Here is a 19060-nt window from a genome sequence, read left to right on the forward strand (position 1 = left end):
AAAAAGCCGTGATCGCACGGCCCTCTCACACTATCAAGCGCGCGCCGGGGCACCCCGATGGGCGGGCCTCCGCGTGGTACGTTGACCAGAAAGGAGGCCGCATGGACAACTTCACGACATTCGTCACGTTCATCGACCAATGGGCCTGGATCGGCTGGCTGGTCCTGATCGCCGTCTTCCTCGTCATCGAGATGCTCTCGCTGGACTTCACGTTCCTCATGCTCGCCTTCGGCAGCGTCGTCGGTCTCGTGACCGATCTGCTGGGTGTGCCGGTGTGGGTGCAGGTGATCATCGCAGCGGCCGCTGCGGCGGTCTTCATCCTTTTCCTGCGCCCCCCGTTGCTCAAGCGTCTGCACCGCGGGGAGGATCCGACGAAATCGAACGTCGATGCCCTTCTCGACCTGCGCGGTGTGGCCCTGAGTGAGGTCACCCAGATCTCCGGGCAAGTGAAGCTCGCGAACGGCGACACCTGGACCGCGCGGACTTCGACCCCCGTTCCCATTCCCTCGGGGGCGCCGATCGCCGTGAGCGTGATCAACGGCGCCACCGCCATCGTCCGACCCGTCAACGACTAGGAGTTCCCGTGGACGACGCATCGTTCATCCCCGCAGCGATCGGATGGATCCTCGCCATCGCCGTGATCATCTTCGTGGTGGTCACCGTCGCACGGGCCATCCGCATCATTCCCCAGGCGACTGCCGGCGTGGTCGAGCGCCTCGGGCGCTACCACAAGACCCTCACGCCAGGACTGAACATCCTGGTCCCCTTCATCGACCGTCTTCGTCCGCTCATCGACATGCGCGAGCAGGTCGTCTCGTTCCCGCCGCAACCGGTGATCACCGAGGACAACCTCGTCGTCTCGATCGACACCGTCGTGTACTTCCAGGTCACCGATGCCCGCGCCGCCACCTACGAGATCGCGAACTACCTCGGTGCCGTCGAGCAGCTGACCACCACCACCCTGCGTAACGTCGTGGGTGGGCTCAACCTCGAAGAGGCACTCACCAGTCGCGACAACATCAACGGCCAGTTGCGCGTCGTGCTGGACGAGGCGACGGGCAAGTGGGGCATCCGTGTCGGACGCGTCGAGCTGAAGGCGATCGACCCGCCCATCTCGATCCAGGACTCCATGGAGAAGCAGATGCGCGCCGAGCGTGACCGTCGCGCGGCGATCCTCACCGCCGAGGGCACCAAGCAGTCGGCGATCCTCGAAGCGGAGGGCTCCCGTCAAGCCGAGATCCTCCGGGCAGAGGGCGACAAGCAGGCTGCGGTGCTCCGTGCCCAGGGTGAAGCCGAAGCGATCCAGAACGTCTTCAGCGCCATTCATCAGGGTGCGCCGGACGACAAGCTGCTCGCGTACCAGTACCTGCAGATGCTCCCGAAGATCAGCGAAGGCCAGTCCAACAAGCTGTGGATCATCCCGAGCGAACTCACCGAGGCGCTCAAGGGCATCGGCAGCGCATTCACGCCGAAGCCGGGCCAGGGCCCGACCAACACACTGCCGGGCGCGTGACGCACCCGTACTTCTCGAAGGCACGGCACCCCCGAGTCCTCGCCCACCGCGGTCTGATCACCGCGGCCGGCGAGGACTCGGGCGTCTGGGAGAACTCGGCCGCAGCCATCGCCGCCGCCCATGCCGCCGGCGCCGAGTACGTCGAGACCGACTGCCAGGTGACCGCCGACGGTGACGTCGTGCTGTTCCACGATTCGACACTCGATCGCCTCCTGGGCGACAAGCGAGCCGTCCGCGACGTGCGCACGCGCGAACTGCGCGAGATGTTCGCCGACCATGGCGGGTTGCTCACCGTCTCGGAGGCACTCGATTCGTTTCCCGAGGTCCGTTTCAATGTCGACGTGAAGACGTCCGCCGCTGTCGAGCCACTCGGGCCGATCCTCGCCGACCACACTCACCGCGTGCTGGTGACGAGCTTCTCCGACGCCAACCGCCGTGAAACGGTCGCGTCCGTGCTGAAGGCGGGCGCCGCGCTCCGACCGGCCACCTCCGCAGGGAGCCGCACCATCGCCGCTCTCCGAGCACTCTCCGCACTGCACCTCTCCCCCGGTCGTGTGCTCGAAGACATCGATGCGCTTCAGATCCCGGAGCGCCACGGGAAGCTGACCGTACTCACCCCGGCCCTGCTCCGCGCCGCCCGCCGCCGCGGCGTCGAGATCCACGTCTGGACCGTGAACGACCCCATCGACATGCTCCGACTCGTTGCGGCCGGAGTGGACGGCATCGTGTCCGACCGTGCCGACGTCGCACTGGCCACGCTCTCTGCGGATTAGTCGCCGACGCGCCCCATAACCTCCGGCGCTGGGATTCGGCTGTGAATTCCGCCGCGAAGTCGCCCGCGTGGATGAAGCGCACAGGCTGGAGCGTTATACCTGACAGCGACGAGAGGACCACAAAATGGCAGATCGCAGCCTGCGCGGCATCCGGCTCGGCGCCCAGAGCCTACAGAGCGAAGAGGGCGTCGTTTTCATGGAGCGCCGCGAAACGACCTATACCTGTGACACGTGCGGACACGTCACGAACCTGATGTTCGCAGCGGACGCCGAGCCGCCCCAGACGTGGGAGTGCCGTGCGTGCGGCGCGGAAGCCCGTCTGAACGTCGACGGCGAGGCCGTGACGCTCGAAGCAAGCGATGAGAAGGCCGCACGCACCCACTGGGACATGCTGATGGAGCGCCGCACGCGTGCGGAGCTCGAGGAGCTCCTGGAAGAGCGCCTCGCCTTCATCCGCGCCCGTCGCGGTGCAGGAGAAGACCCGACGCGGGAGAAGATCGGGGCTTAACGCCCCCTGGCGCGCCACCACCCGAAGAGGAGCGCGCCGACACCGCCCCAGAGCAGCAGCTGCTGGATCACGGGGCCCAGGACCACACCCGCTGTGAGGCCGGTGCGAAGTTCGACATCGTCGAGCATCGCACCGGCCTCTCCTGCGTCGAGGCTCGTGACGGTCGAGCCGTCCGCGCGGATGACCTGGCTGGTGCCGACCGTCGACACGTTCACGACACTGCGACCGGTCTCGATCGCGCGCATCCGTGCGAACGCGAGCTGCTGGAGGTTCTCGTCGGTGCCGCGGAAGTCGGCGTTGTTGGTCTGGAACACCAGGACCTCGGCACCGTCGTTCAGCCCTTCCCAGATGACGTCGTCGTAGATGACGTCGAAGCAGATGGCCAGGCCGATCGTGACGCCGTCCACCTCGACGATCGGTGGGTTGGATCCGGGCGTGTACTCCCGTTGGATCAGACCGATCAGATCGGGCGCCAGCGCGTTGAAGAAGGGACGATCCGGAACGTACTCGCCGAACGGGACCGGATGTCTCTTGTCGTGCAGCTGCGTAGCCGTGCCGTCGGCCGTCCAGAGCATCGACGTGTTGAAGTAGACGTCGTCACGCCCCGTCGCCGCGTTGGCGAGCAGAGGCGCATCGATGCGGTTCGAGACGAGGGTCATCCGCCGGGCGATCGCGTCGTTCTGGAACGGATCGGCGTCCAAGGACCCTTCCGGCCACACGAGCAGGTCGACGTCTTCTCCATACAGAGGTGCGGTGGCGTCCGTCTGCGCCTGGATCACGGCGAACGCTTCGCGCTCATCGAAGTATCCCGTCGGGCCGTTCCCCTGCACCGCCGCGATCCGCATCGAGCCCGAGGGCGAGGTCGGGAAGAGCGGGGTGAACAGCAGCACGAGGATGACCACGGCCGGTGCCGACAATCGGAGCGGCCACCGCCACAGGCGCAGCCGCACCACCTCCACCAGCATCGCGACCAGCAGCACCATCAGGAAGCTGAGTCCGCTGACCCCGAGCCAGGAGGACACAGGGGCGAGCGGGCTCTCGGCCTGGCTCATGCCGAGCCGGGCCCATGGGAAGCCGCCGTAGGGCCAGGAGCCGACGAAGAGCTCCCTGCCGACCCAGAGAGCGGCCACCACAGCCGGGAGCCCCAGGAGGCGCCCTGCGGCGCCGGGGAAGGCGCGAGGCAGCCACCGGTAGGCCAGAGCGATCGGAATGAGGGCGAACGCGGTGAGTCCGCCTTCGACGACACTGAGCGCACCCCAGGGGATGGGACCGAGATAGCGCGACGTCCACGACACCATGAGCGCGAAGAAGAGAATTCCGTACACGAGTCCGACGAGCAGAGCACCACCGAAGCGACGGCCGATCAGCGCGACGAGCAGAAGCCCCACGGCGGGGAAAGCGAGAACCCAGACGGCTGCCTCCGGATACGCCAGGTCCATGAGGACGGCGGCGACGCCCGAGGTGAGGACGGCCGCCCAGAGCGGGAGAAGGGCGCGCTGCGGAGCGGGGCGTTCGGGCATCGTGTCCACCCTCACATCGACGAGTAGGCCACGATGCCGCGGCGGACTCCGTCGAGAGCGCTCCGCGCGGTACGCGCCAGCGCGGCATCCTCCGCGACGATCGAGAGTTGATCCAGCAGATCGATGGTCTGCTTGGCCCAGCGCACGAAGTCTCCCGCTGCCATGTCGGCGTCGATCAGGACCCGGTCCAGTGCTCCCCCGCGCGCCCAGGCATGCATGGCACCCGCCAGACCGGCGGCGAGAGGCTCACTGCCGGGAAGATGGTGGTCCTGTTCCAGGTCGTCCAGCTCCGCCCAGAGCGTGGTGGTCTTCTCGTAGGCGGTGCGGAATGCGCCACGCGGCAGGCCGCGTTCCCCTGAGTTGGCTTCATCGCGTCGCGGTTCGTACACGAGGCAGCAGGCCATGGCTGCCAGCGAAGGAGCATCCAAGCCCGCCCAGAGCCCCTGTCTCAGGGACTCGGCCACCAGCAGATCCCGCTCGCCGTAGATGCGGCGCATCGTGCGTCCGGCATCCGTCAGCGTCGTGTCCGCACCATCATGCGTCACGTAGTCGAGTGTCTCCAGGACCTCGACGACGCGGTCGAACACCCGCGCGACCGTTCCGGTGCGTGTCTCGATCTGGCGCCGGATCCGGTCTGTCTGGCGCTTGAGCTTCCAATAGCGCTCCGCCCAGCGGGCATGAGCCTCGCGGTCGGGACAACGGTGGCACGGGTGGCGCTGCATCTGCGTACGCAGGGTCTGGATGCGCTTCATCCGCTTGTCCCGTGACGCTCGCGGCGCCTGGGAGTCCTGGCGGTTCTTCTTCTCGAGATCGCTCAGTTCGCGGCGGATCGCGGCGTACTCCGGGAAGCTCCCGTGTTCACAAGCCATCGCGCTCTGATAACCGGCGAGCGACTCCTCGGCTTCGCGCACCTGCCGAGCGAGGCCGACGACGGCACGATCCGCCTGGAACTGCGCGAAGGACGACTCGAGGATCTGCCGCGCTCGGGGTTTGCCGAACATGTCGATCAGATTCACGGCCATGTTGTACGTCGGACGGAAGCTCGAGTTCAGGGGGTACGTGCGTCGGGACGCGAGGGCAGCGACGGCCTGGGGATCCATCCCCTCGGTCCACTGCACGACGGCGTGGCCCTCGACGTCGATGCCACGGCGTCCGGCGCGACCGGTGAGCTGTGTGTACTCCCCCGACGTGATCGCGACGCGTGCCTCGCCGTTGAATTTCTCCATCTTCTCGAGCACGACCGTACGTGCCGGCATGTTGATGCCGAGAGCCAGGGTCTCGGTCGCGAACACCACCTTGACGAGCTTGCGCTGATACAGCTCTTCCACGACCTCCTTGAAGGCGGGCAGAAGACCGGCGTGATGAGAGGCGACACCGCGTTCGAGGTTGTCCAGCCACTCCCAGTAGCCCAGGACGTCGAGGTCTTCGTCCTGGAGGGTGCGGGTGCGGTCCTCGACGATGGCACGGATCTCGGCTCTCTCCTCCGTCGACGTCAGACGAACGCCGGAGCGACGCACCTGCTGCACGGCCGCGTCGCACCCCACGCGACTGAAGATGAAGAAGATCGCCGGGAGGAGGTTCGAGCGCTCCAGAAGGCGCACGACATCCGGACGATCCATCCGTTCGATCCGGCGCGCATTCGCGGCACGGACGGGACGGCGACCTCCTCGGGAAGGGCGCTGCGCCTGTCGGCCCGCATGCCGGTTGCTCCGATACGCCTGCGCCTGTCGGTTGTTGTCATACGTCGACGCGGTCGATGAGCGGATGCGCATCAACTCCTGGTTGACCTGGGCCGTGGCGAGGCCGGCGCGGTCATCGAACAGGGGAAGCAGGTCGTCCCGCACGAGCACATGCTGCTCCAACGGCACCGGCCTGATCTCGGAGACGATCACCTCGGTGTCGCCGCGCACCGTGTCGAGCCAGTCCCCGAACTCCTCGGCGTTCGAGACCGTGGCACTCAGGGAGACCAGCCGCACCTGCGCAGGCAGGTGGATGATGACCTCTTCCCAGACGGCGCCGCGGAAACGGTCAGCGAGGTAGTGGACCTCGTCCATGATCACGTAACGGAGATCCCGGAGCGCCGTGGAGTCGGCGTAGATCATGTTGCGCAGGACTTCGGTCGTCATCACCACGATGCGCGCGTTGCCGTTGATGTTGGTGTCGCCGGTGAGCAGCCCCACCTGATCGGCACCGTAGACGTCGACCAGCTCCCGGAACTTCTGATTCGACAAGGCCTTCATGGGGGTCGTGTAGAACGCCTTGTCGGTCGGCGTCTGCATCGCGAGGTGAATCGCGAACTCGCCGACGATCGTCTTTCCCGCTCCGGTCGGTGCGGCGACGAGCACGCTGTGTCCGTTCTCCAGCGCGTGGCACCCCGCCACCTGGAAGGGATCCAGCTGGAACTTCTGCAACGCTGCGAACGCGGAGGACTCCGGGTGCTCGGCCGCCTGGCGCGCCCGGGCGTACTTCTCGGAAGGTGAACTCATACCGCGTCCGGCAGGAGCCCTGACGCATCGTCACGCTTCCGCTTGCGCCGATCGAAGATCAGGGACAGTCCGGCGGCGGCGAAGAACAGGACGATCAGGATTCCGGCGAGCATCAGCATGCTGACCACGTCCGCTGCCGGCGTCGCCAGGGCCGCGAACACGGTTGCGATGAGGATGGCCACACGCCATCCCTTCAGGATCGCCCGGCCCGACATGACCCCGGAAAGATTCAGCGCCACCAGGAACACGGGGAGCACGAAGGAGACGCCGATCACGATCATCAGCTTGAAGACGAAGTCGTAGTACTCCTGCGCGTAGTAGAAGTTGGTTGCGCCGTCCGGGGTGAAGCTCCACATGAGCTCGATCACGTGCGGCATGATCATCACGCCGAGATAGCAGCCGGCGAAGAACAGCGGAACCGCCGCGACGACGAACCCGACGGTGTACTTGATCTCCTTGCGGGTCAGTCCGGGCATGATGAACGCCCAGATCTGCCAGAGCCAGACAGGCGCCGAGATGAACAGACCGATGGAGAAGGCGATACGCATGCGCATGTCGAACGCGGACGTGACCGTACCGAAGTTCAGGGCGCTGAAGCTATCGCCGCGCTTCTCCGTGATGATGCGGATCGGTTCCGTGATGAAGTGGATCACGGGGTCCGCCACGATGAACGCGATGACCATCCCGACCACGAGTGCCAGCGCCGCGTACATCAGACGCTTGCGCAGTTCGACGAGATGCGCGCCGAGCGACATCCGTCGATCCCGATCCGCCTTCGGCATCACGGACGGTTCGATGGCTGCCACGGCCGGTCAGGCGCGAGGCGGAGTCTCAGGGTCAGCGCCCGAGTCCTTGGCCGAGGTGGGGTCGGCGACGGTCGAATCTGCGCGGGTCGCGTCTTCTTCCTTCATCGCCTTCATCTCGCCCTTGAACACGCGAGCGGACTGGCCCATGCTCTTCGCGAGCGCCGGCAGCTTGGCGGCACCGAACAGAAGGAGGATCACGGCGAGCACGATAAGCAGGTGCCAGCCTTGCATTCCAGCGAACATGTCAGGATTCCCGTCGTCGGTGAGCGTTCGATTCAGTCTACAGATCAATTCTTCGCATCGGGCTGGTGATACAGCGCGAGTCCCGAGGCGGCCCACTCCCTGGTGGCCGTGCGTGCGACACCGGGATCGATGACCTCCATCGCCCCGCCGAAGCGCGCCGCGAGCCGCTTGATCCCGCGCGGGTCGGCGAGGTGCAGTTGCGTGGCCACGAAACCGTCTACCACCTCGAGCTCCCCCGTGGGGACGAATCCGGCCAGCAGCGGGGCGAGGCGTTCCGGCACGCGCACCGTGACCTCGCGCTCGTCGTCGAGACCGGCGAACGCCTCAGGTACGTGATCCCCGCCGTGGGTGATCGGGATCTGCGTCAGCTGGGGCGCGCTCACACGATCGAGATGGAACGTGCGCATCGCCTGACGCAGGTGGCACCACCCCTGCAGGTACCACTGCCCGTTGGTGATCAGGATCTGCATCGGGTCGACCGTGCGTGTGGTCGGGGCGGCGTCAGGGGCCTGGTAGGTGAAGGAGATCGCGACACCGTCGTGAAGGCCACGCGCGACTGCTTCGCGGACCTCGTCGACCGCGCTCGGCGCGACGACGACATCTGCGGGCGCATCGGCGGCGCCACGGGACAACTTCGAGATGAGCCCCGCGACGAGTCCGGAGTCCGACACCGCGGGCACGGCCGCGACCATCTGGAGGCCTGCGAGCAGGGCCGCGGCTTCACGAGCGGTGAACCGAGGCACTCGCCGCAGCGCGACGTCATTCGTGATCTCGATGACGTCCTCGAGATCGAGCAGATCCCAGTTGATGTCGAACATCTCCTGGGGCTGCTGCCAGTACCCGGACTCCCCGGGAAGCCCGATGACGGTGAGTTTCTCCACCATCCCGCGCATCTCGTGCGGCGTGACGCCGAACTCCTCCGCCGCTTCGGCGAGCGAGACCTGGCCGTGTTCGAGGAGATAAGGAACGAGCGTCAGATAGAGCCGCACCCGTTCGGCGGCGAGAAGCGGCTTGGGCTTCGGATTCATCCTGCGTCCTCCGCATCAGCATGCGCATCGACGACTGCTTCGAGCCGGGAGATCACCGCATCGCGGAGCGGGGCGGGCTCGACCACGCGGACCTCTGGGCCGTAGGACGCCAGCTCATCCGCGAGGATGTGCAGATCGACGAAGGGAACATGGATCCCCTGCGTCGCCGGAACCGCGCGTCGTCCGAGGCGGAGCGCGGCTTCGGTGCCGGGCGTGACCTCGAGCAATGCCGAGTTCTCCGACGCGACGCGTTCGAGCCCGGCGAGAGCCCTCTCCCCCGCGCCGTCCCGCAGAGACGCCTCGAAGCCCGTCGAACTCACCTTGACGTCTCCGACGATCCGGCCCAGCAGGAACGTCCGGTCCTCATCGACATCGACATCGATCCCGAACACATGCCACCGAGCCTCGTAGTCGACGAGGGCGAGCGGACGAATGCGTCGTCGCCGCGGCGCCTCCTCGCCGGGCTTCAGGTAGTCGAATGTGACGACACGACAGCGCTCGATCGCATCCTGGAGAGGAGCGAACGCCGCGTCACGCGCCGTGATGCGTGGGGCGAAGCCGATGATCGGCTCGTCACCGTCGATCCCGAGAGCGCGGATCTTGCGCACGCCGGACTGTGCATCCCCGGAAACGGACTCCGCGCTCCAGACGCTGCCGGCGAGACGCAGCACTGCCAGTTCCGCCGGAGAGAACACGATGTCACTCGGAAGGTCGTATTCTGCCTGCGGAATACGGTAGCGGGCCTCGCGGAGATCGTTCGGATCAGCGGCGTCACCGATCGTCTCGATCGGTACGCCGAGCGTCCGCAACTCGTCCTTGTCGCGTTCGAACATCTTCTCGAGCGCATCGGAACGCGTGCCCGCTTCCGCTCGTTGGCGGTAGCCGGAGACGTTGTCGAGGATCTGCTGCTTCGTCAGCCCGATCTCCGTGGCCATCAGCGCCACGACGAGATTCGTCAGGCGCTCCTCCGCGGGGATACGGGCGGCCATCACTGCGTCGGCGCCGCCACTGCGCCCAGGATGTCGACGACGATCGCGGCGGCGGGAGCGCTCTCTGTTGCGGGGAACACGACGAGGAGCTGCGAACCGACGGTGGCGCCCACCATCTGCTCGGCGGCGACGCTCACGCTCGCGTCCTTGCCCCACGAGGACGTGGTCACGGTCTTCTCATCCCAGTCGACGCCCATGACATTGGAGACGACGATGTCGCCCTCCTCGACCTTTGGACCATCGCCCTTGATCAGCGTCTGCGTGACGATCTCGGTCGGCGCCGGAACGTCGGGGACGATGATGCCGGGTGTGCCGTCGGGAGCCCGCACGACGCTGGGAAGGCCGCGCGCGTCGTTGAACTGCAACGCACCGGACGCCTTCGACGGCATGACATCGAGCACATCGATGACCGCGACGATGTTCTCCCCCTCGTCGAGTCCGAACGCCTGGACGTTCTGGGCCCCGAAGTCCTCCGGAGTCAGGACGGCGAGGACACGGCTGCCACCGGTGGCGCACTCCAGCACGTCTGCAAGACCCGCGGAACGCTGCGCCCAGTAATCGATGCTGTGCACGCGGCTCGGGTCGCCGTTGAACTCGGACTTGTACAGAGCCTTGCCGCTGTCTCCGCCGAAGAAGGCGATATCGAGCACCACGGGCTGGAAGTCCGATCCGAGTGCCAGACCGTCCCCGACGGTGACGTCGGCGAACGAGGTCTCGTCCGTCTTGACCGGGCCGAAGACGTCGACGTCGGGAACCGAGCCGAGGTCGCCGCTCACGTCGGCGATGTTCAAGACCTTGTCGTCGGTGCCACGATCACAGGCGGCACCGCTGTCGGGCGACGCGACGGTGCAGCCGGTCAGGGCGAGGACGGCAAGGCTGAGGGAGGCCAGAACGGCGGACGTTTTACGCACGCGCTCCAGTCTATTCCGTCGGGTGCGAGGAATCGCGCGAAGCGGCCGCCAGGCGTGCCCCCTCTGCCGCCTTCTCGGCCTCCCGCGCGCGCTTGCGCAGATTCTTGTCGCTGATCTCGCGGTCGCCGACGGCTCCCGGCGTCCAGGCCTCCACGTCCTCGTCGCCGTAGCTGCTCTTGGACGCACGGCGCTTGACCGAAGGAGCGATCGCTCCCGGGGCGAGTCGGCGCGCGGTGAGGAGGAAGCCGGTGTGCGCGACCATCCGGTGGTCGGGGCGCACCGCGAGTCCCTCGACGTGCCATCCGCGGACCATCGTCTCCGACGCGTCCGGGTCGGTGAAGAGCCCGGTGCCCCTGATGTACTCCGCGACTCGCGAGAGCTGCGTCGCCGTCGCCACGTAGCAGAGGACCACTCCACCCGGGGTGAGCGCGTCGGCGACGGCGTCCATGCACTCCCACGGCGCGAGCATGTCGAGCACGACGCGGTCGACGGATGCCGCCGGCACCTCGGTCGGCAGGGCTTCGACGAGGTCTCCCACGACGACACGCCAGGTGTCCGGGTTCTCACCGAAGAAGGTCTCGACGTTCGCGCGCGCGACATCGGCGAAGTCCTCGCGACGCTCGAACGAGATCAGTTTCCCTGCCGGACCCACTGCGCGCAGCAGTGACAGCGACAGCGCACCGGAACCGACACCTGCTTCGACCACGGTCGCCCCAGGGAAGATGTCCGCTTGCATGACGATCTGGGCGGCGTCCTTCGGATACACGATCGCCGCGCCGCGCGGCATCGACATCGCGAAGTCACGCAGCAGAGGCCGGAGTGCCAGATAGTCGTGCCCGGAGCTGTTCGCCACGACGGAACCGTCCGGAAGCCCGATCAGGTCACGGTGGCGCAGAACACCCTGATGCGTGTGGAGCTCTCCGTCCTCGCGGAGCGTCACGGTGTGCAGGCGTCCCTTGGGTCCCGTGAGCTGAACACGATCGCCCGCGCGGAACGGGCCGCTCGGCCGCGGCGCGGCGGTATCGGTCATCGGATCGCTCCTGTCGCGGCGCTGTGGCTGTCGAACAGGTCGGTGAGATCGTCGGCGCCGCGTCCGGCGAGTGTCGCCCACAGATCGTGCGCGCCGAGCCCGTCCAGCGGCACGATGTGCGGCACTGCCAGCGTCACTGCGCCCGAGGCAAGTCCCGCTCGCACCCCGGTGGGCGAGTCCTCGATGACGATGGCCTCGGCGATGTCGACGTCCAGGAGTGCCGCCCCCTGCAGATACGGCTCCGGATGCGGTTTCGGGTTCTCCACGTCATCACCGGCGACGACGATGTCGAACGCCTCGAAGTCGATCAGTTCCACGACGTCCAGTGCCATCCGGCGCAGTGACATGGTCACCAGACCGGTGGGGATTCCCGCGTCCCGGAGATCACGGAGCAGTTCGCGCGCGCCAGGCCGGAACGGGACACCCTGAGTGCGAAGCGACTGCTGCACGACGTCGGTCAGGTGCGAGACGATCGCCTCGGCTTCCATCGCCACACCCGCGTTCTGCAGGATCACGGCGCTGTCGATCAGACCGCTGCCGACGAGTCGCAATGCGTCTTCGTGGCTCCATGATCCGCCGAAGGACTCGACCAGCGCCGTCTCGGCGGCCATCCAATACGGTTCGGTGTCGACGAGTGTTCCGTCCATGTCCCACAGGACTGCGCTGGGCTTTCTGCTCACCGAACCCATGCTAGCCGGGGTGCCACCCGCATCCCGCCGTCGCGGACTAGCCTGGAAGGATCACATCTGCGAACTCGAAGGGAGCCCTCGATGGATGTTCTCGGTCCACGCATCGTCATCGCCGCCTTCGACGGCTGGAACGATGCGGGTGAAGCCGCCAGCGCCGCGATAGAGGCACTGCGCACGTCGACGGAGTACGACCTCGTGCACTCGGTCGACCCCGAGCTCTACTTCGACTACCAGTACACGCGACCGTCGACTCGCATGGATGCCGAGGGCCGCCGCCAGCTCACCTGGCCGGAAGCCGGGCTCTGGCGCCCACGGAACCCCGCGCCCGGCCCGGAGTTCTGGCTGCTCACGGGAGCCGAACCGGCACGTACCTGGCAGGCGTTCGCCTCGGAGTTCATCGACGTCGCTCTGCGCGACGACATCACGGGATTCGTCACCCTCGGTGCGATGCTCTCGGATGTTCCGCATACCCGGCCGATCTCGATCTTCGCGTCCAGTCAGAACGAGCAGGTCCGTGAGGCGCATGGACTCGAACGCTCGCTCTATGAGGGACCGGTCGGGATCCTCACCGTGTTCGAGCACTTCGCCGAGAACGCGGGAATCCCTACGGCGAGCCTCTGGGCCAGCGTCCCCCACTACGTTGCCTCGGCGACGCCTTCACCGAAAGTGACGCTCGCTCTCCTGGATCGGCTGGAGGAGCTCACGGGCGTCGACGTCGACCGCCAGGCGCTCCGCACCGAGGCCGCCGCCTGGGAAGCCTCGATCGATGCGGCAGCGGCCGATGACGAGGACATGGCCGAGTACATCCGCCAGCTCGAGCGCACCCGAGACACCTGGGACTCCCCCGAAGCCTCCGGTGACGCGATTGCGCAGGCTTTCGAGCGCTACCTCCGTCGCCGCGACGACGGACCGGGCGACCGCAAGCGCTGACGCCGGATCAGGCCGCGATCACCCCGGTCCCGAGCAGCACGAGCAATACCGTGCCCAGCAGGATCCGGTAGATCACGAACGGCAGGAAGCTGCGCTTCGAGATCCAGCTCATGAAGAACGCGATTACCCCGAGCGCGACCACGAAGGCGATGCCGGTGGCCGCGAGAGTGTCCCCGAACGAGAAGAACGACGGCTCGTCCCAGCTCTTGAAGACCTGGTAGAAACCGCTGCCGAAGACTGCGGGAATCGCCAGGAGGAAGGCATAGCGAGCGGCAGCAGCGCGCTCGTAGCCCAGGAACAGCCCCATGGTGATGGTGCCACCCGAGCGGGAGACCCCGGGGATCAGCGCCAATGCCTGAGCGAATCCGAAGGCGACGCCGTGGGGGTAGGTCAGATCGTTGAGCTTGCGACGCTTCGCACCGACGTGGTCGGCGACGCCGAGCAGGATTCCGAAGACGATGAGCATGATCGCGACGATCCACATCGACCGCAGGACGGTTTCGATCTGGTCCTGGAAGAGCAGCCCCAGGACGACGATCGGGATGCTGCCGATGATGATCATCCACCCCATGCGGGCATCCGGATCGTTGCGCGGGGCCTTGCCGACGAGGGATCGGAACCACTGCGTGATGATGCGGACGATATCGCGCCAGAAGAACACGACGACAGCCGCCTCGGTGCCGATCTGGGTGATGGCGGTGAAGGCCGCGCCCGGGTCCTCCCCTGACGGAAGGAAGGTTCCGAGGATACGGAGGTGGGCGCTGGAGGAGATCGGGAGGAACTCGGTGAGTCCCTGGACGATGCCCAGGATCAGTGCTTCGAACAGGTGCATGGAGGGGCTTTCGGTGTTATCGCGGCACGGAGCGGCCGGCGCTCAGTACGTGCGCAGCAGATCGGCCAGCACACGCTGGCCGAAGACAAGCGATTCTACGGGCACTCGTTCGTCTACTCCGTGGAACATCCCTGTGAAGTCGAGATCGGCGGGGAGTTTCAGCGGTGCGAATCCGTACCCCGTGATCCCGAGGTAGGCCAGTGCCTTGTTGTCGGTGCCCGCACCCAGGAGGTACGGGATCACCGGGATGCCCGGGTCGTGACGCCCGATGCTCGCGACCATCGCCTCGACCAGTTCGCCTTCGAACGGGGTCTCCATGCCGATGTCTCGCACGACCGTCTCGATCTCGATGTCGTCCCCCACGATGCTCTGAAGCTCGGCGAGCACGTCGTCCTCGGTCCCGGGGATCACGCGGACATCGATGAGCGCCTCCGCGCGCTCGGGAATCACGTTGTGCTTGTATCCCGCGCTGAGGACCGTGGGGTTCGTGGTGGTCCGGAACGAGGAACGCAGGAACGCCTCGGCAGGTCCCGCGGCTTCCGCGAGGGCGTCGGGGTCGTCCACGCTGCGTCCGCTCAGCGCGCTGAGCCCTTCGAGTAGCGCCGTCGTGGTCGGCGTCAGGCGGATCGGCCACCGGGTGCGACCGATCGCCGCCACCGCCTCGGCGAGCTTCGTGACCGCGTTGTCGTCGTGCAGGCGACTCCCGTGTCCCGCGCGACCCTTCGCGACCAGACGGATCCAGATCAGGGCCTTCTCGCCGACTTGCAGCAGGTACGCCCGACGGTCGTCCACCGTGATCGAGTAGCCACCGACTTCGCTGATCGCCGCCGTCGCCCCGGCGAACCACTCGGGTCGGTTCTGCACGACGAGCGTCGACCCTTCGACACCGCCGTTCTCCTCGTCAGCGAAGAAGGCCAGCACCAGATCGCGCTCCGGGCGTTCTCCGGCGCGGAGGATGTCGGCGACTGCGGTGAGGATCATCGCGTTCATGTTCTTCATGTCGACGGCGCCGCGCCCCCACAGCATGCCGTCCTGCACGATGCCGGCGAAGGGGTCGACACTCCAGTCCTCGGCCATGGCCGGCACGACGTCGAGGTGCCCATGAACGACCAGTGCAGGCTTGTCGCGGTCGCGCCCGGGCACCCGCGCCATCACGTTGGTGCGCCGCGCAACGGGTTCGTAGTACTCGACCTCGAGCCCCAACGATTCCAGGTAGGACCCGACGTACTCCGCGGCCTCGCGTTCGCCCTTCGCGTTCCCTCCGCCGAAGTTGGATGTGTCGAAGCGGATCAGGTCGCTCGCGACGCGCGCGACCTCCGGAAGAGACGGATCGGTCATGGCTCCAGGCTATCGAAACCACGCGCCACGCCCGGGCGTATGGTTCGGTTCGAGTGCCCGCTGAGGACGTGGTAATGTCATTCTTCGGTCGGCAACGATCATCCAACACCTGCGCGGGTGGCGGAATGGTAGACGCGCTACGTTGAGGTCGTAGTGCCCGTAAGGGCGTGGGGGTTCAAGTCCCCCTCCGCGCACAGACAGCCCCGGAGCATGACTGGTTCGCCAGGAATGCTCCGGGGCTTCTTCGTTCCCGTTCCGGTTCGATCGTGGTCGCTACCTGGTCGACGATCCGATCGCGGGTTACTCCATCGGAGACCGCACCCCGGGCATCATCCGTGACGAGGACGGCGCTCTGACGATCACGATCTCCGCGCCCGGATCGGTCAGACTGCCCCGACGCCGAAGAGCACGCCGAGCACATACGTGATCGCTGCCGCTCCGAAGCCGATCGCGAGCTGACGGAGTGCGCGCCGCAAGGGCGGTCCGCCCGAGAGCACCCCGACCATGGCGCCGGTGCTCAGCAGCGCGATGCCGACCAGCACCAGCGCGACGACGATCGCGTTGGTCCCTTCCAGCCCGAAGATCCACGGCAGCACGGGGATGATCGCGCCGGAGGCGAACAGCAGGAAGCTCGAGACCGCCGCAGTCCAATCGCTGCCGACGATCTCATGGTCGTCCGCGCGCTGGGCGTTGATCGGACCGGTCGCGGCTCCGCGTACCCCGGCCTGCGCGGCGGTGACGATACGCCGAGCGCGAGCCAGCGACTCCTCCTGTTCCATGCCGCGCGCGCGATAGACGAGCGCCAGTTCGTTCTCGTCGATGTCGAGGTCTCCCGCGGACGCCGTGGCATCGTCGTTGGCGGCGGTGGCTGCGAGCAACTCGCGCTGCGACCGCACGGACACGAACTCTCCCGCGCCCATCGACAGGGCACCGGCGAGGAGGCCGGCGATGCCGCTGAACAGGACGAATCCCGAGCTGACCCCGGTCGCACCGATGCCGAGCACGAGAGCGAGATTGCTCACGAGGCCGTCGTTGGCACCGAAGACGGCAGCGCGAAACGAGCCGGAGAGGCGCCGTCGGCCTCGAGCCGCGAGCCCACGGACGACCTCATAGTGGACCTTCTCGTCGGCGCGCATCGCCGGCGTCGCATACTGCTCGGAGTCATACGGCGAACGCGCTTCGGCGTTCTGCGCAAGGGCCAGCACGAAGATCGATCCGAACCGACCGGCCATCCAGCCGAGCATCCTCGACCTGACGCCCGCCCGGGGGAGCTTCTCGGGCTCCGCGCCGAGCAGGTCGAGCCAGTGCTGCTCGTGTCGACGTTCCGCGTCAGCGAGGCTGAGCAGGATCTCCCGCTCCTCTCCCGTGCGTCGGGCTGCGAGCTTCTGATAGACGGAGCCCTCAGCCCGCTCCTCGACGAGATAGCGGGCCCAGCGCCGACGGTCGGCGGGGGTCGGGGTGTCGGCAGCGGGCGCTGTCATGGATCCTCCAGAACGGGCAGTGCCCGGGGCGCGGGCAACCGTTCCACGCTATCCGGACCGCCCCGCCGACACCTCGCTCAGACGCGGATTGACAGCATTTCGGGGATCCGAATCGGGCGGCACGAGGTCGCGTCCGACACGCACCGATCGCTCAGCTCAGGAGCGCACGCGCTTGCGCAGGACCTCGATGCGCGACTGCAGCTGCGTCACCGTGGCTTGCGCGACCGCGGGGCCTCCGCAGATCCGCCGGAGTTCGGCATGCACCGCGCCGTGCGGTTCGCCCTTCTGCCGGGCGTACAGGCCGACGAGGCTGTTCAACAGCTGTCGCTGCTCCTTCAGGGTGCGGTGAAGCGGCGGGGGCAGCGTCGTCGTCTCGGCAGGGCCCGCGGAGGCCTCCCGAGCCTCCCGCAACCGGGATTGCCGCGATTGTCGCTGCATGAGCAGCTCATGCACGTGCTCGGGTTCGAGGAGCCCGGGGAATCCGATGAACTCCTCTTCCTCCGGCGTGCCCGGCTCGGCCAGCTGACCGAACTCCTGGCCCTCGAACACGACCCGATCGAAGTGGGCGACCGAGGAGAGCGCCTGATAGCTGAACTCCTGCGTCAGCGCGTCAGAGGTCTCCTCTTCCCGGTTCGCGCTCTCGAGCAACGAATCATCGAGACCGTCTTCTTCTTTCGACTGACGGTCGAGCGCGTGATCGCGCTGTTTGTCCATCTCGTTCGCCAGGCCCATGAGCACAGGCACCTGCGGCAGGAACACACTGGCGGCCTCACCGCGACGGCGGGCTCGCACGAACCGACCGATGGCCTGCGCGAAGAACAGAGGCGTCGAGGAGGAGGTGGCGTACACGCCGACAGCGAGCCGCGGCACATCGACGCCTTCCGAGACCATGCGCACGGCGACCATCCACCGGTCCGTGCTCGCGCTGAACTTCTCGATGCGTTCGGAGGCCGTGGCGTCGTCGGAGAGCACGATCGTCGGCTGCTGACGTGTGATGCTGTGGAGGATCTTCGCGTAGGCGCGCGCGACCGTCTGATCCGTGGCGAGGACGAGCCCGCCGGCATCGGGAACGTGGTGGCGGATCTCGGTGAGGCGTCGGTCCGCCGCGGACAGCACCGCGGGCATCCAGTCGCCCTCGGGATCGAGTGCCGTGCGCCAGGCCTGCGACGTCACATCCTTCGTGTTGTCCTGACCGAGATGCGTCTCGAGCTCGTCGCCCGTGGTCGTGCGCCAGCGCATCTTTCCGGCATACATGTGGAACAGCACCGGCCGCACGACGCCGTCCGCCAACGCCCGCCCGTAGCCGTAGTTGTAGTCGGTGCGTGAGACGCGCGCACCGGACTCGTCGGGGTGGTACTCGACGAACGGGATCGGTGCCGTATCGCTTCGGAACGGGGTCCCCGACAACAGCAGACGCCGCTTCGCGGGGCCGTACGCATCGCGGATGGCGTCTCCCCAGCTCAACGCATCCCCGCCGTGATGCACTTCGTCGAGGATCACGAGGGTCTTCGCGTCTTCCGTCAGATGCCGATGCACGGAGGACTTCGCCGCGACCTGTGCGTAGGTCACGACGGCACCGTGATAGTGCCGCGCCGGTGCCCAGTCGCTGTTGCGGAACCGAGGATCGAGGCGGATGTGCACCCGCGACGCGGCATCCGCCCACTGCGTCTTGAGGTGCTCGGTCGGCGCGACGACGATGATCCGATTGACCTCGCCCATGCGCATCAGCTCGACCGCGAGAGTCAAGGCGAAGGTGGTCTTGCCGGCACCGGGTGTGGCCGCGACGAGGAAGTCCCGTTGGTCGTCGCGGAAGTACTGGTCCAGCGCTTCCTGCTGCCAGGCGCGCAGCTTGCTCGCGGTTCCCCATGGGGCACGCTGAGGAAAGGACGGAGAGAGCATCGACTCCACGATAATCGTTGCCGACGACACTGCGTCACCCGCCGCACTCCCCGCGCGCGCCCCGCCCATCGGTCGGTCCCTCGG

The 19060-nt window shown here is 67.1% G+C and carries 18 protein-coding genes and 1 tRNA gene; 6 read left to right on the top strand and 13 right to left on the bottom strand.

Annotated features, from left to right (window positions below; genetic code table 11):
• Positions 1 to 101: 101 nt before the first annotated feature.
• From ACLF6J_RS02420 to ACLF6J_RS02435, 4 genes are all read left to right on the top strand, one after another.
• Positions 102 to 575 carry an NfeD family protein gene (locus tag ACLF6J_RS02420; RefSeq protein WP_134353708.1) on the top strand — a complete coding sequence of 158 codons (474 nt, stop codon included), beginning with the start codon at positions 102 to 104 and terminating at the stop codon, positions 573 to 575.
• A gap of 8 nt (positions 576 to 583) precedes the next feature.
• Positions 584 to 1513, top strand: coding sequence for an SPFH domain-containing protein (locus tag ACLF6J_RS02425; RefSeq protein WP_052193254.1), 930 nt, complete (start codon positions 584 to 586; stop codon positions 1511 to 1513).
• Entirely contained in the window at positions 1510 to 2286 is a 777-nt protein-coding gene (locus tag ACLF6J_RS02430) for a glycerophosphodiester phosphodiesterase family protein (RefSeq protein WP_134353707.1), read from the top strand. The genes ACLF6J_RS02425 and ACLF6J_RS02430 overlap by 4 nt, the downstream gene beginning before the upstream one ends.
• A 124-nt stretch (positions 2287 to 2410) precedes the next feature.
• Positions 2411 to 2794: an RNA polymerase-binding protein RbpA gene (locus ACLF6J_RS02435; RefSeq protein ID WP_047519600.1), complete on the top strand. Its 384-nt coding sequence runs from the start codon at positions 2411 to 2413 to the stop codon at positions 2792 to 2794.
• On the opposite strand, the gene lnt is transcribed toward ACLF6J_RS02435, so the two are convergent.
• Genes lnt through ACLF6J_RS02480 form a run of 9 tightly spaced genes read right to left on the bottom strand, consistent with a single transcriptional unit; the run spans position 2791 to position 12487 of the window.
• Entirely contained in the window at positions 2791 to 4314 is a 1524-nt protein-coding gene (gene lnt / locus ACLF6J_RS02440; RefSeq protein WP_134353706.1) for an apolipoprotein N-acyltransferase, read from the bottom strand. The two genes, ACLF6J_RS02435 and lnt, sit on opposite strands and share 4 nt — an antisense overlap.
• 11 nt (positions 4315 to 4325) lie before the next feature.
• Positions 4326 to 6800 carry a DEAD/DEAH box helicase gene (locus ACLF6J_RS02445; RefSeq protein ID WP_134353705.1) on the bottom strand — a complete coding sequence of 825 codons (2475 nt, stop codon included), beginning with the start codon at positions 6798 to 6800 and terminating at the stop codon, positions 4326 to 4328.
• A complete protein-coding gene (tatC, locus tag ACLF6J_RS02450) occupies positions 6797 to 7555 on the bottom strand; it encodes a twin-arginine translocase subunit TatC (RefSeq protein WP_047519723.1) in 759 nt (252 codons plus the stop codon). Before tatC ends, ACLF6J_RS02445 begins: the two co-directional genes overlap by 4 nt.
• Before the next feature lie 57 nt (positions 7556 to 7612).
• Positions 7613 to 7849 (bottom strand): twin-arginine translocase TatA/TatE family subunit, encoded by a 237-nt coding sequence (gene tatA / locus ACLF6J_RS02455; protein WP_047519604.1) that lies wholly within the window; start codon positions 7847 to 7849, stop codon positions 7613 to 7615.
• A gap of 44 nt (positions 7850 to 7893) precedes the next feature.
• On the bottom strand, positions 7894 to 8877 hold the full coding sequence (locus ACLF6J_RS02460; RefSeq protein ID WP_134353704.1) for a helix-turn-helix transcriptional regulator: 984 nt from the start codon (positions 8875 to 8877) through the stop codon (positions 7894 to 7896).
• Positions 8874 to 9866 carry a helix-turn-helix transcriptional regulator gene (locus ACLF6J_RS02465; RefSeq protein WP_134353703.1) on the bottom strand — a complete coding sequence of 331 codons (993 nt, stop codon included), beginning with the start codon at positions 9864 to 9866 and terminating at the stop codon, positions 8874 to 8876. Before ACLF6J_RS02465 ends, ACLF6J_RS02460 begins: the two co-directional genes overlap by 4 nt.
• Positions 9866 to 10777, bottom strand: coding sequence for a hypothetical protein (locus tag ACLF6J_RS02470; protein ID WP_134353702.1), 912 nt, complete (start codon positions 10775 to 10777; stop codon positions 9866 to 9868). The genes ACLF6J_RS02465 and ACLF6J_RS02470 overlap by 1 nt, the downstream gene beginning before the upstream one ends.
• Before the next feature lie 10 nt (positions 10778 to 10787).
• Entirely contained in the window at positions 10788 to 11807 is a 1020-nt protein-coding gene (locus ACLF6J_RS02475; protein ID WP_131491011.1) for a tRNA (adenine-N1)-methyltransferase, read from the bottom strand.
• On the bottom strand, positions 11804 to 12487 hold the full coding sequence (locus ACLF6J_RS02480; RefSeq protein WP_256536394.1) for an HAD family hydrolase: 684 nt from the start codon (positions 12485 to 12487) through the stop codon (positions 11804 to 11806). Before ACLF6J_RS02480 ends, ACLF6J_RS02475 begins: the two co-directional genes overlap by 4 nt.
• 90 nt (positions 12488 to 12577) lie before the next feature.
• On the opposite strand from ACLF6J_RS02480, the gene ACLF6J_RS02485 reads away from it, so the two are divergent.
• The gene (locus ACLF6J_RS02485) at positions 12578 to 13426 is read left to right on the top strand and encodes a PAC2 family protein (RefSeq protein ID WP_047519614.1); all 849 of its coding nucleotides are present in this window, start codon (positions 12578 to 12580) and stop codon (positions 13424 to 13426) included.
• Between the two features lie 7 nt (positions 13427 to 13433).
• On the opposite strand, the gene ACLF6J_RS02490 is transcribed toward ACLF6J_RS02485, so the two are convergent.
• On the bottom strand, positions 13434 to 14258 hold the full coding sequence (locus tag ACLF6J_RS02490) for an undecaprenyl-diphosphate phosphatase (protein WP_047519616.1): 825 nt from the start codon (positions 14256 to 14258) through the stop codon (positions 13434 to 13436).
• A gap of 42 nt (positions 14259 to 14300) precedes the next feature.
• Positions 14301 to 15596 carry a M20/M25/M40 family metallo-hydrolase gene (locus ACLF6J_RS02495; RefSeq protein ID WP_134353701.1) on the bottom strand — a complete coding sequence of 432 codons (1296 nt, stop codon included), beginning with the start codon at positions 15594 to 15596 and terminating at the stop codon, positions 14301 to 14303.
• A gap of 111 nt (positions 15597 to 15707) precedes the next feature.
• Here ACLF6J_RS02495 and ACLF6J_RS02500 point away from each other — a divergent pair.
• Positions 15708 to 15790 (top strand) — tRNA-Leu (locus ACLF6J_RS02500).
• Between the two features lie 189 nt (positions 15791 to 15979).
• On the opposite strand, the gene ACLF6J_RS02505 is transcribed toward ACLF6J_RS02500, so the two are convergent.
• Both ACLF6J_RS02505 and ACLF6J_RS02510 read right to left on the bottom strand, forming a co-directional pair.
• Positions 15980 to 17077, bottom strand: a complete 1098-nt coding sequence (locus ACLF6J_RS02505) for a VIT1/CCC1 transporter family protein (protein WP_047519620.1) — start codon at positions 17075 to 17077, stop codon at positions 15980 to 15982.
• 156 nt (positions 17078 to 17233) lie between these two features.
• Entirely contained in the window at positions 17234 to 18976 is a 1743-nt protein-coding gene (locus ACLF6J_RS02510; protein ID WP_052193259.1) for a DEAD/DEAH box helicase, read from the bottom strand.
• Positions 18977 to 19060: the final 84 nt, after the last annotated feature.

The organism is Microbacterium sp. IO18, from assembly GCF_049099505.1.
Lineage (GTDB): Bacteria > Actinomycetota > Actinomycetes > Actinomycetales > Microbacteriaceae > Microbacterium > Microbacterium aurugineum.

Bases quoted from the DNA above. Each gene is read 5' to 3' on its own strand.
- ACLF6J_RS02420 (WP_134353708.1), top strand. From the start codon at position 102: ATGGACAACTTCACGACATTCGTCACGTTCATCGACCAATGGGCCTGG.
- ACLF6J_RS02435 (WP_047519600.1), top strand. From the start codon at position 2,411: ATGGCAGATCGCAGCCTGCGCGGCATCCGGCTCGGCGCCCAGAGCCTA.
- lnt (WP_134353706.1), bottom strand. From the start codon at position 4,314: ATGCCCGAACGCCCCGCTCCGCAGCGCGCCCTTCTCCCGCTCTGGGCG.
- ACLF6J_RS02445 (WP_134353705.1), bottom strand. From the start codon at position 6,800: ATGAGTTCACCTTCCGAGAAGTACGCCCGGGCGCGCCAGGCGGCCGAG.
- tatC (WP_047519723.1), bottom strand. From the start codon at position 7,555: ATGTCGCTCGGCGCGCATCTCGTCGAACTGCGCAAGCGTCTGATGTAC.
- tatA (WP_047519604.1), bottom strand. From the start codon at position 7,849: ATGTTCGCTGGAATGCAAGGCTGGCACCTGCTTATCGTGCTCGCCGTG.
- ACLF6J_RS02460 (WP_134353704.1), bottom strand. From the start codon at position 8,877: ATGAATCCGAAGCCCAAGCCGCTTCTCGCCGCCGAACGGGTGCGGCTC.
- ACLF6J_RS02465 (WP_134353703.1), bottom strand. From the start codon at position 9,866: ATGGCCGCCCGTATCCCCGCGGAGGAGCGCCTGACGAATCTCGTCGTG.
- ACLF6J_RS02475 (WP_131491011.1), bottom strand. From the start codon at position 11,807: ATGACCGATACCGCCGCGCCGCGGCCGAGCGGCCCGTTCCGCGCGGGC.
- ACLF6J_RS02485 (WP_047519614.1), top strand. From the start codon at position 12,578: ATGGATGTTCTCGGTCCACGCATCGTCATCGCCGCCTTCGACGGCTGG.
- ACLF6J_RS02490 (WP_047519616.1), bottom strand. From the start codon at position 14,258: ATGCACCTGTTCGAAGCACTGATCCTGGGCATCGTCCAGGGACTCACC.
- ACLF6J_RS02495 (WP_134353701.1), bottom strand. From the start codon at position 15,596: ATGACCGATCCGTCTCTTCCGGAGGTCGCGCGCGTCGCGAGCGACCTG.
- ACLF6J_RS02505 (WP_047519620.1), bottom strand. From the start codon at position 17,077: ATGACAGCGCCCGCTGCCGACACCCCGACCCCCGCCGACCGTCGGCGC.
- ACLF6J_RS02510 (WP_052193259.1), bottom strand. From the start codon at position 18,976: ATGCTCTCTCCGTCCTTTCCTCAGCGTGCCCCATGGGGAACCGCGAGC.